General features: G+C 70.4%; 15 protein-coding genes and 1 tRNA gene. 10 read left to right on the forward strand and 6 right to left on the reverse strand.

From position 1 onward, the window contains the following. Nucleotides 1-96 precede the first annotated feature (96 nt). The gene (locus tag CK206_RS15910; RefSeq protein WP_067716856.1) at nt 97-1,143 is read left to right on the forward strand and encodes a polyprenyl synthetase family protein; all 1,047 of its coding nucleotides are present in this window, start codon (nt 97-99) and stop codon (nt 1,141-1,143) included. A 231-nt stretch (nt 1,144-1,374) separates the two neighbouring features. On the opposite strand, the gene CK206_RS15915 is transcribed toward CK206_RS15910, so the two are convergent. The 4 genes from CK206_RS15915 to CK206_RS15930 all read right to left on the reverse strand — a co-directional run bounded on the left by CK206_RS15915 (nt 1,375) and on the right by CK206_RS15930 (nt 4,663). Next, a complete protein-coding gene (locus CK206_RS15915) occupies nt 1,375-2,505 on the reverse strand; it encodes an ABC transporter ATP-binding protein (protein WP_216824183.1) in 1,131 nt (376 codons plus the stop codon). Nucleotides 2,506-2,584: 79 nt separating this feature from the next. Then, complete coding sequence (locus CK206_RS15920; protein WP_096906992.1) at nt 2,585-3,379, reverse strand: ABC transporter permease; 795 nt, start codon at nt 3,377-3,379, stop codon at nt 2,585-2,587. Then, entirely contained in the window at nt 3,376-4,158 is a 783-nt protein-coding gene (gene modA, locus CK206_RS15925) for a molybdate ABC transporter substrate-binding protein (RefSeq protein ID WP_254050631.1), read from the reverse strand. Before modA ends, CK206_RS15920 begins: the two co-directional genes overlap by 4 nt. A gap of 10 nt (nt 4,159-4,168) precedes the next feature. Beyond that, entirely contained in the window at nt 4,169-4,663 is a 495-nt protein-coding gene (locus tag CK206_RS15930) for a YajQ family cyclic di-GMP-binding protein (protein ID WP_067716850.1), read from the reverse strand. A 170-nt stretch (nt 4,664-4,833) separates the two neighbouring features. Between CK206_RS15930 and CK206_RS15935 the strand changes: the two genes are divergently transcribed. Further along, nucleotides 4,834-4,915: transfer RNA gene (locus CK206_RS15935), tRNA-Tyr, on the forward strand. An 84-nt stretch (nt 4,916-4,999) separates the two neighbouring features. On the opposite strand, the gene CK206_RS15940 is transcribed toward CK206_RS15935, so the two are convergent. Further along, a complete protein-coding gene (locus tag CK206_RS15940) occupies nt 5,000-6,139 on the reverse strand; it encodes a site-specific integrase (protein ID WP_096906993.1) in 1,140 nt (379 codons plus the stop codon). A gap of 121 nt (nt 6,140-6,260) precedes the next feature. Beyond that, nucleotides 6,261-6,872: a helix-turn-helix domain-containing protein gene (locus tag CK206_RS15945; protein ID WP_096906994.1), complete on the reverse strand. Its 612-nt coding sequence runs from the start codon at nt 6,870-6,872 to the stop codon at nt 6,261-6,263. Nucleotides 6,873-7,035: 163 nt separating this feature from the next. Here CK206_RS15945 and CK206_RS15950 point away from each other — a divergent pair, with 163 nt between their 5' ends. The 8 genes from CK206_RS15950 (at nt 7,036) to CK206_RS15980 (ending at nt 12,801) form a co-directional block, all read left to right on the forward strand. Then, entirely contained in the window at nt 7,036-7,224 is a 189-nt protein-coding gene (locus tag CK206_RS15950; protein ID WP_096906995.1) for a helix-turn-helix domain-containing protein, read from the forward strand. After that, on the forward strand, nt 7,221-7,367 hold the full coding sequence (locus CK206_RS19925; protein ID WP_159981188.1) for a hypothetical protein: 147 nt from the start codon (nt 7,221-7,223) through the stop codon (nt 7,365-7,367). The genes CK206_RS15950 and CK206_RS19925 overlap by 4 nt, the downstream gene beginning before the upstream one ends. A gap of 98 nt (nt 7,368-7,465) precedes the next feature. Continuing rightward, the gene (locus tag CK206_RS15955; protein WP_096906996.1) at nt 7,466-7,819 is read left to right on the forward strand and encodes a hypothetical protein; all 354 of its coding nucleotides are present in this window, start codon (nt 7,466-7,468) and stop codon (nt 7,817-7,819) included. A 113-nt stretch (nt 7,820-7,932) separates the two neighbouring features. Then, the gene (locus CK206_RS15960) at nt 7,933-8,697 is read left to right on the forward strand and encodes a bifunctional DNA primase/polymerase (protein WP_096906997.1); all 765 of its coding nucleotides are present in this window, start codon (nt 7,933-7,935) and stop codon (nt 8,695-8,697) included. After that, a complete protein-coding gene (locus CK206_RS15965) occupies nt 8,694-10,127 on the forward strand; it encodes a hypothetical protein (protein ID WP_096906998.1) in 1,434 nt (477 codons plus the stop codon). Before CK206_RS15960 ends, CK206_RS15965 begins: the two co-directional genes overlap by 4 nt. A gap of 352 nt (nt 10,128-10,479) precedes the next feature. Then, nucleotides 10,480-10,731: a WhiB family transcriptional regulator gene (locus tag CK206_RS20810; protein ID WP_096906999.1), complete on the forward strand. Its 252-nt coding sequence runs from the start codon at nt 10,480-10,482 to the stop codon at nt 10,729-10,731. A 247-nt stretch (nt 10,732-10,978) separates the two neighbouring features. Continuing rightward, complete coding sequence (locus CK206_RS15975; protein WP_096907000.1) at nt 10,979-11,248, forward strand: hypothetical protein; 270 nt, start codon at nt 10,979-10,981, stop codon at nt 11,246-11,248. A 338-nt stretch (nt 11,249-11,586) separates the two neighbouring features. Then, the gene (locus CK206_RS15980; protein WP_096907001.1) at nt 11,587-12,801 is read left to right on the forward strand and encodes a phage major capsid protein; all 1,215 of its coding nucleotides are present in this window, start codon (nt 11,587-11,589) and stop codon (nt 12,799-12,801) included. The last annotated feature ends 89 nt before the right edge of the window (nt 12,802-12,890 follow it).

Below are 12,890 nucleotides of genomic sequence, written 5' to 3' on the forward strand. Positions count from 1 at the left end.
GCGGGGTGGGGTGCCACCGCCCGCGACGCGGGAACGTAGTCTGTCGGGAAGGGCGGGCCACGCCGACCCTTCACCAGGCGACGAGGACGAGTGGGGATGTCGAGCGATTCAGTGACCGGCACCGCGGAGACGGCGACCGACCACACGGTGGCGGGCGTGGACGTCGGCGACGCCGACCTCGCAGCCGACCTGCGCGAACGGCTCGACGAGGTCGAGAAGCTGCTCGTCAGCCGACTCCAGACCGGCGAGGACTTCCTCTCCGAGGTCGCCCTGCACCTCGTCACCGCCGGCGGCAAGCGGTTCCGGCCCGTCGTCACCCTGCTCTCGGGCTCGCTGGGCCCCGCGCCCGACCGCGAGCGGCTGGTCAAGGCCGCGGTGGTGTGCGAGATGATCCACCTGGCCACGCTGTACCACGACGACGTCATGGACGAGGCCGCCATGCGCCGCGGTGTCGAGTCGGCCAACAGCCGCTGGGACAACTCCACCGCGATCCTCGCCGGCGACTTCCTCTTCGCGCACTCCTCGATGCTCCTGGCCGACCTCGGACCCGAGGCCGTGCAGCTCATCGCCCAGACGTTCGCCGAACTGGTCACCGGGCAGATGCGCGAGACCGTCGGCCCGGGCGTCGGCAGTCGTGACGAGGGTGCCGCCGAGCACTACCTGCGGGTGATCTGGGAGAAGACCGGCTCGCTCATCGCCGCGGCCGCCCAGTTCGGCGGCGAGTACTCGGGGGCGACCGCCGAGCAGATCGGGAGCCTGCGCCGCCTCGGTGACGCCGTGGGGATCGCGTTCCAGATCGCCGACGACATCATCGACATCGCCTCGCCGTCCACCGAGTCGGGCAAGACCCCCGGCACGGACCTCCGGGAGGGTGTCCACACCCTGCCGATGATCTACGCCATGGAGGCGGGTTCGTCGGACAGCGCGCGGCTGCGCGACCTGCTCGCCGAGCCGCTGACCGACGACGCCGAGGTGGCGGAAGCCCTCGAGTTGCTGCGCGCGTCCGACGGTATGCGGCGCGCGCGGGCCACGCTCGAGAAGTACGTTGATGACGCCATGACCGAGCTCGACGTGCTGCCCGCCGGCCCGGCGAACGAGGCGCTGCGTCGGCTCGTGCGCTTCACCGTCGACCGCGTCGGCTGACCTTCCCCCAACGGCCCGGCAGCCGCCCCCGGGCCTGGCGTCTCGCTCCCGCACGGCCCGGCAGCCGCCCCCGGGCCTGGCGTCTCGCTCCCGCGCCTGCCAGTCCCCATCACAGCCGCTCGCTGCCATGGCGTCTGGCGTGCTCATCGGTGACGGCGAGACGCCGTCGCGAGGAGCGGCTGTGGCCGAGGGGCGGCTGTGGCCGAGGGGCGGGATTCAGTGACGCCGGGGTCAGCGGCGCGGGTACAGCGCGACCTGCGCAGCCTTGACCACGAGGATCACGGGCGAACCCGGGGCCAGCGCGAGTTCGGCGACCGAGCGGCTGGTGATCTCGGCATCGACGCGCTGACCGTCCCGTAGCTCGGCCGTCACCCGCGTCAACGCCCCCGCGGGGACGAGCGAGACCACCCGCGCGGGCCAGGAGTTCCGCGGGCTCGTCGCAGGCGCGTGCGCGGATGGCTGCGTGGGGCTCGTGGGAGCCGGAGCCGAAGTCGGGGCCTGAGTGGAGCCGGTGGGTGCGGGGTCGGTGTGGACGGCCACCGCCCGCGGGTCGACGGTCGCCACCGCCCGCGCCCCCGGCCGCCATCCCGCCGCCGCGCTCGTGCGGACCCCCGAGACGAGGTCGCCGCCGGGGGTGCGCAGGTCGTCGTCGTCGTCGACGATCCCCTCGACCAGTGAGACCCCGGCCAGGCGCGCGGCGAAGTCGGACGCGGGCCGGGCCAGGACCTCCTCGACCGTGCCGGACTGGGCGACGCGGCCGGAGGCGACGACGACGACATCGTCGGCCAACGCCCAGAGGTCCAGCGGATCATGGGTCACCAGGACCACGGCCCGTCCGGTGAGCCGATCAGCGAGGAGACGCCGGACCGCGGGGGCGACCTCCACGTCGAGGGCGGCCAGGGGCTCATCGAGCAGGACGAGCTCCGGATCCACGGCGAGGGCCCGGGCCAGGGCGACGCGCTGCGCCTGCCCGCCGGACAACTCGTGCGGCCTGCGGTCGGCGAGGTCGCCGCACCCCACGGCCTCGAGCTCGGTGCGGGCACGGTCGAGCGCGGCCCGCCTGCCGACGCCACGGGCGCGTGGGCCGTACGCGACGTTGTCCACGGCCGACAGGTGGGGCAGCAGGCCGGGACGCTGCTCGAGAGCCACCACGCGGCGGCGGTGGGCGGGCAGGTGGGTGCGGGGCGAGCCGACGACGCGGCCGTCGAGCCGGACCTCGCCCGAGTCGGGCCGCAGGTGCCCGGCGAGCAGCGACAGGGCCGTGGACTTACCCGCCCCGTTGGGCCCGACGATCGCGACCCGGCGGCCGGCGGGCACGCTGAGGTGGAGGTCGACGTCGCGGGCGGCGACCCGGCAGGCCAGCTCGGCGGCGGGGTGCGAGGTGACGGGGTGTGATTCGGCGGGGCCGGGCGCGGGGGCGGCGTGCGACGCGGCGGGGTGGTCAGCCACGGCCCACCACCGCCCTGCGGGCGACGAGCGCGGAGACCGCCATGAGCGCGGCGGCCACCGCGATGAGCACCACGGCCAGGGCGAGGGCGGTCTCGGTGTCCGCCTCCCGGCTGAGGTAGATCTCCAGCGGCAGGGTGCGCGTGGTGCCCTGCAGGGAACCGGCGAAGGTCAGGGTGGCGCCGAACTCCCCGAGAGCGCGGGCGAACGACATGGTCGCGCCGGCGACGAGGGCCGGCAGGACCAGCGGCAACGTCACGGTCGTCAGGACCCGGGTCGGGGAGGCGCCCAGTGAGGCGGCGATCCGCTCGAGGCCGGAGTCCACCGAGCGCAGCGCGCCCTCGAGCGCCACCACCAGGAACGGCATCGCCACGAACGTCTGCGCGATCACCACGGCCGCGGTCGTGAACCCGATCTCGATGCCCAGCACGGACAGGTGCTGTCCCACGACGCCGGAGCGCCCGAGCGTGATGAGCAGGGCCAGGCCGGCCACGACCGGGGGCAGGACCATGGGCAGCGCGGTGACCGTCCGTGCCAGCGCCGCCATCGGCCCACTGCTGCGGGACAGCACCACCGCCAGTGGGGTGCCGAGCAGGATGCACAGGACCGTGGAGAGCGCGCACGTGCGCAGGCTCAGTAGCAGGGCGTCGCGGGCGGCCTCCGAGGCGAGGAGTTCGGGAACCCGCGCCCACGGGACACGCGCGGCCATGCCCGCCAGGGGCAGGGCCGCCAGCAGGACGGCGAGCACCGCGGCCGCGAGCAGCCAGCGGGGGAGCGGGGGCCGGGTCACGGCGGACCGAAACCGTGCTCGGCGAGGATCGCACGCCCCTCGGGGCCGGTGACGGCGTCGACGAAAAGGCGGGCCATCTCGGAGTCCGCGGCGCGGTCGAGGACGGCCACCGGGTAGACGTTCGGCACCGCGTCGGCACCGGCGATCGGGACCCGCTCGACACGGCCGGCGACGGCGCGGGCGTCGGTGGCGTAGACGATCCCGGCGTCGGCCTCGCCGGAGGTGACCTTGCCGCGCACGTCGGCGACGGTGGACTCCTCGCTCACCGGGGCCAGGTCGATCCCCGCGGCGTCCGCCAGCGTGCGGGCCGCCGCACCACACGGCACGACGGCCGCGCACACCACGAGTCGTGCGCCGTCCAGCGAGTCGTCGAGACCGGTGATCCCCGCCGGATTGCCGGGCGGGGTGATGAGGGTGAGCACGTTGGTGGCCAGCGGTGTGGGCTCGCCGGCGACCAGGCCCTCGGCGACGGCGCGGTCCATCGTCCGGACGTCGGCGGAGGCGAACACGTCCGCCGGGGCACCGCCGGCCAGCTGATCCACCAGGCCGGAGGAGCCGTCTAAACCCAGCCGGATCGACACACCGGGATGCGCCCCCTCGAACTCCTCGGCGATCTCGGTGAACGCTCCGCTGAGCGACGCGGCGGCGAAGACGGTCAGCTGCTGCGTGCCCTCGTCGTCGTCGCCCCCGGACGCGCACCCCACCAGCGTGGACAGGCCCACGGCGGCGACCACCGAGGCGGCGCGGAGCCGACGCCCAGCGCCGATGCGGAACGGCACCGTCGGCGGGTCAGCGGTAGTTGGTGAACTGCAGCGCGACCTCGAAGTCGGCACCTTTGAGCAGCGAGATGCACTCCTGCAGGTCGTCGCGCTTCTTGGACGACACACGGATCTCCTCGCCCTGGATCTGCGCCTTGACGCCCTTGGGGCCCTCGTCGCGCAGCAGCTTGGTGATCTTCTTGGCGTTCTCCTTGTCGATGCCCTGCTTGAGCGAGCCGACCAGGCGGAACGACTTGCCCGACGGCATCGGGTCGCCCACCTCGAGCGCCTTCATGCTCAGCCCGCGGCGCACCAACTTCTCCACGAAGACGTCCTTGGCGGCCAGCACGCGGTCCTCGGAGTTCGCGACGATCTCCACCGCGTCCTCGCCCTTCCACTCGATGCTCGCGTCGGTCCCGCGGAAGTCGTAGCGGGTGCCCAGCTCCTTGGCGGCCTGGTTCAGGGCGTTGTCCACCTCCTGGCGGTCGAACTCCGAGACGATGTCGAACGAGGACTCCGAGGCCATGGACGTACTCCTGTCGTTGGGGGATGTCCCGGTCAGGCTACCCGCCACGGCCAGAGCCCGAGGCCGCCACGGGCGGGGCCGGGAGTCGCCGCCGCACTACCCCTGAGTGCCCCGATTTGGCACCAGGGGTCACAGGCGTTGTATCGTGTCGTAGCGCCCTTGAGGTGCACGCCAGATTGCCCGAGCGGCCAAAGGGAGCGGATTGTAAATCCGTCGGCTTAGCCTACGTTGGTTCGAATCCATCATCTGGCACTCGGAGACCCCTGCCACAAGCGGGGGTCTTCGTGCATTTCGGACCCCCTCTGACCGGGGACGGGGCACTCGGAGGGGGTCGGGTCAGCCTCCGACCTGCTGAGGCCGAGGACGCACCGAGGACGCACGCGCCGCGTCGAGGCCGTCCACGAGCGCGTCGAGGTCCGAGGGGAACAGCCCCAGGTAGACCTTCGCGGTGATCTCCGGGGAGGCGTGGCCGAGCAGCCTGGATACCGCCAGCAGGTTCCCCCCGGCCTGGACGGCGAGACTCGCGGCTGTATGCCGCAGATCGTGAATCGTGACGGCGGCGAACATCGGATCCGCCTGGCGGCACCGCTTGACCGCCGGAGTGAACACTCGGGGTCTCCAGGCCGGGAACTTTAGAAACTCGTCGGGAGCAGGGCCGATCAGGAAGTCGTCGGGTCCGCGCCCCTGGGCCTGGACCGATAGTGGCTCGACCAGGAACTGGGCGAGTGGGACCGACCGGACCTCGTAGGTCTTCGTGGCGGATTCCACGTATCCCTGCCCCCGGGCGTAGGACAGCGACCTCGCGACCGAGATCCGGCGACGCAGGAAGTCGACGTCTCCGACCCGGAGCGCAGCCAACTCGCCGGAGCGCAGCCCGGTGTAGGCCAGCATCTGAACGACCAGGCCGTCCTTGCCGCACTCGTAGGCCAGGGCGTCGACCTGGTCGTGGGACAGGAACCGCTGGGGGCGGGGAGTGCGCCGAGGTGCCTTCACTCCCATCGCCGGGTTCGAGTTCAGCAGTCGGTCCTCGTGTGCCAGAGCCAGGATGCCGCGCAGGACCTCCAGGCACTTCTCGATACCGGATGCGCCGAGGTCCTGGACCACGAGTTCGGACACCCATGTGCGGATCATCGAGGGCCGGATCCGCCCGACCTCGACCGCGCCCCACCTGGGCTCGACGTGGTTACGCCAGAATGAATCGCGGTAGGCGCGGGTGGTGCCCTTGAGCGATGCCATCGAGGCCTCGTAGGAGGGCCACAGGGCTCCCACGGTCACTCGCCCGGCTTGGGGGTCGACGTAGGTGCCCTGCACCCGCTGGGTGCGGTTCTGGGCGAGCCACTCCTGGGCGGATCGCTTGGTCTTAAAGCCCTTTTTGCGCTTCGACGCGTTCGCGTCATCACGCCAGCGGGCTTCCCATAGCCTGCCCTGGGTCTTGGTCTGGTAGGGGGCGACGAAGCCCCCGCCGGTCGTCGTCATGGTCTCTCCTTGGTGTCTCCCTTGCCCGGGGACGCCCTCTGGGCGGTCCGGGGGGTGCCGGGTTCCCTGTAACCGCGAAAACCCGCCCTCGTGGGGGCGGGCGAGCGCAGTTGAGTCGGGGTCAGATCCCGAGGTGTTTGCGGATCTGGTCAGTCAGTTCGCGAGTGATTCGTCCACGGGTGGCGACATCGGCATCTGCCCCTGCTCGCCGGTCGCGTTCTTCGGTCAGGTGGTGGTCCCACAGTTCGTGCGTGGCGGTCACCAGGTCCACCAGCGGGACCCCCATCGACTTGGCGGCTCGCTTCTCCGCGAGCCCGGCAGAGTCCACCGGGTCTGGGCGGTTCAGTTGGTCATGTTCGCGCTGACCCTCGGAGACCGTGACCGCCTCGCCCCCCACTGCTCCGGTAAGGCTCGCGATCTCTCGCCCGTTCACCAGGACCGGGCCGGGGTTGGGGAGCAGCTCGGCCAGGGTCACAGGCTCCCCCCGCACCTCGCCGAGAGCTAGGGCCAGTGACAGCAGGGTTTCCAATTTCACCTCGACCCGGCCCCCTTCCAGGTCCGAAACACGGCCGGTGGACCACGGCAGGCCAGCCCGCCTCGCGGCCTGCGAGACCTGTTCGAGGTTGGCACTGGCGTCCTGCCGAATGCGTCGAGCTCCAGTCCCGAGAATCTTGCGCAGGTCGGTCTCGACGGCGTCGACCTTCTCGGCGAGGTCGGGGTTCAGGCGTGGCATCTCGTTATCCCTCCAGCGGTTTCGGTCTGGCCACCCAGGGTGACCTGCGGTTTCCACCTTACCAGTCATTGCTCTTGTGCGCTAGAGACACCGGGTGCTAGCGTCGTCTCGTCGGTTGCTCTAGTAGCCCGAGACACCGCACGAGACCTGAGGAGGTCCCTCCATGAAACGAACAGTCGAAGCGCCCGAACTTTGGACGCCTCAACAGGCAGCCGACTATCTGCTGACGACCCCAAACGCGCTGCGTCTGTTGCGGGCGAAGAAGCGAGGGCCGAAGTACGTCAAGGCCGGTCACCGAGTGCTCTACCGCGCCCAGGACGTCCTGGACTGGCTCGAAGAGGGTGCGGCGTGAGCAAGCGCAACAGGTCCGGGGCCGAGCAGAAGCGGGCACGCAAGCGACGTCTGGAGCGCGAGGCCATCGAGGCCCGCAGTGCGAGGCCGTCGGAGCTGACGTACTCCACCCGTTCGGACCCACAGCCCCGGAAACAGCGATGAGGCCGGAGTCCGTAGACCCCGGCCTCATCACCCGAGAAACACCACACCGAGTGACCGGTGCCCTGCCGGTCACCAAATCCCCTGAGGAGGGACTTGAGATGCAAGACAATTCCACCACCCCGAACGCCTGCCAGGAAGTTTCGCTGGCTCCGCAGGTCGTGACCGCCATCTACTACGCCTTGAGCGTGCTCCAGGAACTCGGGTTCGAGCCCGTAACCCCTTGGGAGGGTTTCTGCACGCTCCAGCGAGGCGACCAGTTGGTTCAGATCTTTCTGCGTTGGCACCTGGCGAACTTGGTCCTGCCTCATGAAGAGGACGTCCCGGCGTGTGTCGTAGGTATCGAGAATGTCGAGGAAGAAGTCACCTCCTTGACGGACGACCTGGCAGGACTGAGCCGCGAGGAGGTCCGAGCGGAGGTCACCGAGCTATTGAACCCCGGGCACGGAATCTAGTTCCCCCGAGCGCCTCGACCGACGGGGGCGGGCCAGACGCCCGCCCCCGCCCCGAGAGGCCAAGGGAAGCCAAGCGAGACACCAGCACGGACCTGCCGAGAACTGAGGATGAGATGACCCCCCAACAGCGGCTGCGCGACGCGGCCATCCAGTACGCCCAGAAGGGCTGGCCAGTCCACCCCCTGGTGATCGGAGGCAAGGCCCCGGCCACCGCGCACGGGTTCAAAGACGCGGCCACGGACCTGGCCCAGGTCGAGTCCTGGTGGGCGCAGGCCGACTACAACATCGGGCTCGCGGTTCCGCCGGGCTACCTGGTGGTCGATGAGGACCCCCGGAACGGCGGGGCAGAAACCATCCGACGCCTGGTGGACGAGCTCGGACCCGTGCCCCCGACGCTGATCGCCCGGACCCGTGCCGGCGGTTACCACTACTGGTTCCGTTCCTACCTCGCCCCCGAGCAGACCAGCGGGTCTCTCGGTGCGGGCGTGGACGTGAAGATCGCGGGCAAGGGCTACGTCGTCGCGCCACCGTCGCGGGTCGAGCCCGGCGAATACGAGTGGGTCGAGACAGCGGAGGTTACCCACCTCCCGAGCACCTGGGCCAAGCGCCTGCGCCGTGCGCCCCGACCACGTCCCACGGCAGTCACTGACCCGACGCTGGCCGAGGCGATGATCAGCTGGCACTGCCAGGTCCTGAGCCATGCGGTGCCGGGAAGCCGGAACGCGGATCTGTACCGGGCTGCACGCACTCTCGCCGAGCGCGGGTGCCTCACCGCCGACGCCGAGCGTCGCCTGGCAGAGGTCGCCGACGATCTCGGGCTGGACGGGCACGAGATCGCCCGCACCATCGGATCCGCCGCCGGGGCGGTGACGAGGTGAGCAACATCGCCAGCCTGCCCACCGCCCGCGCCCTGGACCACGAGCCCGTGTTGGTCGAGTCGGCCCTGACCGCCCAGGCCGAGGACGAGTTCTGGGAATCGCGGCCGGAACTCCGCACGATCCGCGACTTCGCACGGGCTCGCCTGAGTGGCCCATGGTCGACGTTCGGGTACGTGCTGGCCCGAGCGATCGCGGTCATCCCGCCGACGGTGGTCCTGCCACCCCTTGCGGGTCCGGTGGCCAGCCTCAACACGTTCGTGGCAGTGGTCGCGCCGTCCGGTGGCGGTAAGGGTGCCTCCGATGGAGTCGCCTTTGACCTGTTGCGAACTACCCCACGAGTCCACGTGGCCAAGCCCGGATCCGGCGAGGGCATCCCGAAGGAATACGCGCTCAAGACCCGGGAGAAGCGCGGCGACCCCCTCGTGCAGAAGACCTTGAGGAACTCGGTCTTGTTCAATGTCTCGGAGATCGACACTCTCGCGGGCCTGGGCAGGCGGTCGGGCTCAACCCTGATGTCGGAACTGCGGGCCGCGTGGTCCGGTGAGGACCTGGGGTTCGCCTACTCGGACCAGGAGAAAAAGCTGCGGATCGAGCGGCACCGGTTCCGCATGTGCCTGGTGACCGGAGTCCAACCCGGGCAGGCGAGTGCCCTCCTGGACGAGGCAGACGGCGGCACCCCGCAGCGGTTCCTGTGGATGCCTACCACCGACCCACGCAGACCCAGCGACCGGCCGGACGAGCCCAAGCCGCTACGCCTGCCCGAGTGGGGAGGGGGTGGTCTCGTCGTCACCGAACCGGATGGCGAGGATGTGGAACGCGTGGACCTGGGTCTGATTCGCGTGGACCGGCCGGTCGAGCGGATCGAGTTCCGGGAACTGGAAGTGCCCCAGGCGACCCGTGACGCGGTTGAACTGGACGCACAACGCAGGCTCGACGGAGCCGAAGCGGACGAGCTGGAGGGCCACGGCATCCTCGTCCGCGAAAAAGTCGCCGCCGGTTTGATGTGGCTCAACGGGCGTTGCGACCGGATCACGGACGAGGACTGGGAACTGGCGGGGGTCGTGAAGGCGGTCTCGGACCGCACTCGGATGCAGACTCAGGCGGTCCTGGAGCAGAACGCCCGTGCCGAGGCCCGCAAGCGAGGGGTGGCCGAGGGGCTCAAACAGAACGTGGTGCGCCGGGTGACCGAAGAGGACGCGGTCAAGTCTGCCGCCGACCTGGTCCGCAAACACCTGGCCAAGTCGGGCGGGACCCTCCGGCGCAAGCAGCTGGTCAGCAAGATCCCGAGCCGACGCCAGTACCTGGACGACGCGGTCGAACGCCTGGAAGAAGCGGGGGTGGTGACCGTCGAAACCACGAACCCCGGGACCGCGAACGAGTCCTACGAGGTGACTCTCCGCGATGGGCCGGAGGGGGGTGAGCAGGGATGAGCGGCTCACCCCCCTGTGGGACGTTCCGGGCAGTAAGTGCGACCTAAGAATCCAAAACCAAAACAAAAAGGGTGTTTCGCCGAAAAGCGACTTCGTGCACGGGGGGATGAGCGGCTCACCCCTCTCACCCCTCCCACCCACACTGCTCCGGCTGACCAGGCCGGGGCCAACACCAACGACGCCGAGGAGGCGCACAGCATGACCGAACACGAGAACTCCCGACCCGGGGCGAAGGAGGGCCGCTGAGGTGGCGAAGCACTGGGAACAGTCGGAGTGGCCCAGCCTGGTGACCCGTCCAGTGTGGCGACCACCAACACTCAACCGGGAGGTCTTGCCAGCGCCCGAGGACTGGATGGAGCGGGGCGCGTGCGTCGGCCGGTGGCCCGAGTGGGACCTCGCAGTCGAGGGCGAGAGCCACGTGGAGCGAACCGCCCGGCACAGGCGAGTGGCGAGAGTCTGCCGGAGCGCGTGCCCAGTGCTTCGCGAGTGTCGGGCCTGGGGCGACCACGTCAGGGCGGTCGGGGAGTTCGGCGTGGTCGCGGGGCGAGTGCCCAAGAAGACCGACGGCCAGGGCAACCGGAAGCGCTGGGTCGAGGTGGCGTGAGGGGGAGGGGGGTCGAAAGCGCTGCAAGCTCTGCCACCGGGCCACACCGGCGCACAAGTGGCCCTCTCCCCCCGAAGTCGGTTCGAGGGGACCCATAGACAACCCGGTCTATCGGCCCGCCCTCGCAGGCTCTATTCGACACCGAGAGCGCCTTCCTCGCGCTCTGCGACTCCCGTAGCTCCCGAAACCCGCCGAAAGGCTCCGAGGCCGTCCCCGGCCAACGCAGACACACGAAAGAGGTACCCCGATGGGAAGCAACTCCGCTCAGTACACCAAGGACGACCTCGTGGCGGTCGCTCGCTACCTGACGGCGCTGGTCTCCAGCGATTGGGAGGAGCACCGCGACGCTCTCGCCGCCGTCTTGGCGGGCAACCCGTACGCCCGCCTCGTCGCCCTTGGCCACCTGTCCGCCGGGCTGATGGTCGAGTCGGACACTCCGCCCGAGCAAGTGGTGGCAGCCGTGTTCGATCTCGCAGGGCGGGTCGGCGACGCACTCGTTGACGAGCGCGACGAGTAATCTTCCGCGCCTCCCTCTACATCGGTAGACTGGAGGTCGGTCGGTTGATCAACCCGCTCCGCGAGTCTCGGCAACGAGCCGCCGACGGTAAACGCGACACGACTGGGGGAACCACCGGGGTTCTCGAACCTCTCTAGACCGGTGGTTCCCTCCAGTCACGACCCGCGCCGACAGCGGCCAGCGCAGACAGGCCCGCCAGCCTCCCGCCCAGTGCGGTGGAGGCGGCCAGCCCAGACAGCGTCCGCCCAGCGAGAAGCGTCGACTCCACACTTCCACCTCCACGTGCCCCGGCTCGTCTGTCGCCGGGCGTGGACCCTCGCACAGATAGGTGCATCGTCATGAACGCAAAGCAAGAACTGGCGCGGCTCGGCAAGGAGTCGCTGGCCCTCATCGAGACCGTCGAGAAGCGCGGTAACGGCTTCACCGGCCAGGAGCGCTCGACCCTCAAGTCGAACGAGGCCCGGATGCTCGAACTCAAAGTGGAGCTGGCCAAACTCGATCCCGACATGGACCCCGAGCAGGTCGCCCAGGACCAGGCGCTGCTCGCGCAGCTCAAGAGCCAGGGCTCGGGCTCGTTCGCGCCCGACCACGGAAACGGCCGGGGCCAGGGTGGTCTGCCGGTCACCGACGGCGCACCGCTGGCGGTCACCCCGGCCGCAGTAAAGGCGACAGCCCGCGAACTGTCGGCGAACCTGGTCACCACCGGCCCGAGCGGGCAGAAGGCGCTGATCGCCGGGGGCACCGCCACCGCCACGATCGTCGCCCGGGACCTCGCGGCGCAGCCGCAGCTGCCGACCACGATCCTGTCGATGCTCACCACCGCCGCCCTGGACTCGCCGACCTACCGGTACCTGCGCCAGACCAGCCGCGCCATGAACGCGGCAGCCGTCGCTCCCGGGGCGACCAAGCCCACCTCGACCATCGGCCTGACCCCGGTCGAGGACCACCTGCGCGTGGTCGCCCACGTCTCGGACGGGCTCAACAAGTACGACCTGCTGGACACCCGCAACCTGCAGGCGTTCGTGGAGAACGAGTTCCGTTGGGGGCTGCTCCACAAGGTCGAGCAGCTGGTGCTGACCGGCGACGGACTGGGGGAGACCCCCACGGGCCTGCTGGCCCAGTCCGGGATCCAGACCCAGGCGTTCACCGACGACCTGCTCACCACCGTGCGCAAGGCCATCACGGCCGTCGAGACGCTCGGGTTCGTCCCGAACGTGATCGCCATGACCCCGGCCGACTGGGAGGCCATCGAACTGCTGCAGACCTCCGGTTCGGGCGAGTTCGTCATGGCGTCCTCGCCGGTCGACCGTGCCGCCCGGAAGCTGTTCGGCGTCCAGGTGGTCACCTCGACAGCCCTGCCCGCCGGAACGGCCGTCGTGGCGGACCTGTCCGAGGTGACCCTGTTCACCGACCGCCGGGGCGTCATGGCCGAGTGGAACGGCCAGGGCCAGGAGGACTTCGAGACCAACAAGCTCCGACTCCGCGTCGAGGGCCGGTTCGGGCTCGGCGTCGGCCAGCCCTCCGCCGTGGTCCAGGTGGCTACCGCCGCCTGACCTCCGACCGCCAGCGCCCCACCTCCGGCCACAAGCTAGGGGGTGGGGCGTTTGTCGTTGTCAGCGTTTCGATCTACTCTGGAGCGTCG

Origin of the sequence: Dietzia sp. WMMA184 (assembly GCF_002441635.1) — a bacterium.
In the GTDB taxonomy this organism is placed as follows: domain Bacteria; phylum Actinomycetota; class Actinomycetes; order Mycobacteriales; family Mycobacteriaceae; genus Dietzia; species Dietzia kunjamensis.

Bases quoted from the DNA above. Each gene is read 5' to 3' on its own strand.
- CK206_RS15910 (WP_067716856.1), top strand. From the start codon at position 97: ATGTCGAGCGATTCAGTGACCGGCACCGCGGAGACGGCGACCGACCAC.
- CK206_RS15930 (WP_067716850.1), bottom strand. From the start codon at position 4,663: ATGGCCTCGGAGTCCTCGTTCGACATCGTCTCGGAGTTCGACCGCCAG.
- CK206_RS15940 (WP_096906993.1), bottom strand. From the start codon at position 6,139: ATGACGACGACCGGCGGGGGCTTCGTCGCCCCCTACCAGACCAAGACC.
- CK206_RS15945 (WP_096906994.1), bottom strand. From the start codon at position 6,872: ATGCCACGCCTGAACCCCGACCTCGCCGAGAAGGTCGACGCCGTCGAG.
- CK206_RS15950 (WP_096906995.1), top strand. From the start codon at position 7,036: ATGAAACGAACAGTCGAAGCGCCCGAACTTTGGACGCCTCAACAGGCA.
- CK206_RS15955 (WP_096906996.1), top strand. From the start codon at position 7,466: ATGCAAGACAATTCCACCACCCCGAACGCCTGCCAGGAAGTTTCGCTG.
- CK206_RS15960 (WP_096906997.1), top strand. From the start codon at position 7,933: ATGACCCCCCAACAGCGGCTGCGCGACGCGGCCATCCAGTACGCCCAG.
- CK206_RS20810 (WP_096906999.1), top strand. From the start codon at position 10,480: ATGGAGCGGGGCGCGTGCGTCGGCCGGTGGCCCGAGTGGGACCTCGCA.
- CK206_RS15975 (WP_096907000.1), top strand. From the start codon at position 10,979: ATGGGAAGCAACTCCGCTCAGTACACCAAGGACGACCTCGTGGCGGTC.
- CK206_RS15980 (WP_096907001.1), top strand. From the start codon at position 11,587: ATGAACGCAAAGCAAGAACTGGCGCGGCTCGGCAAGGAGTCGCTGGCC.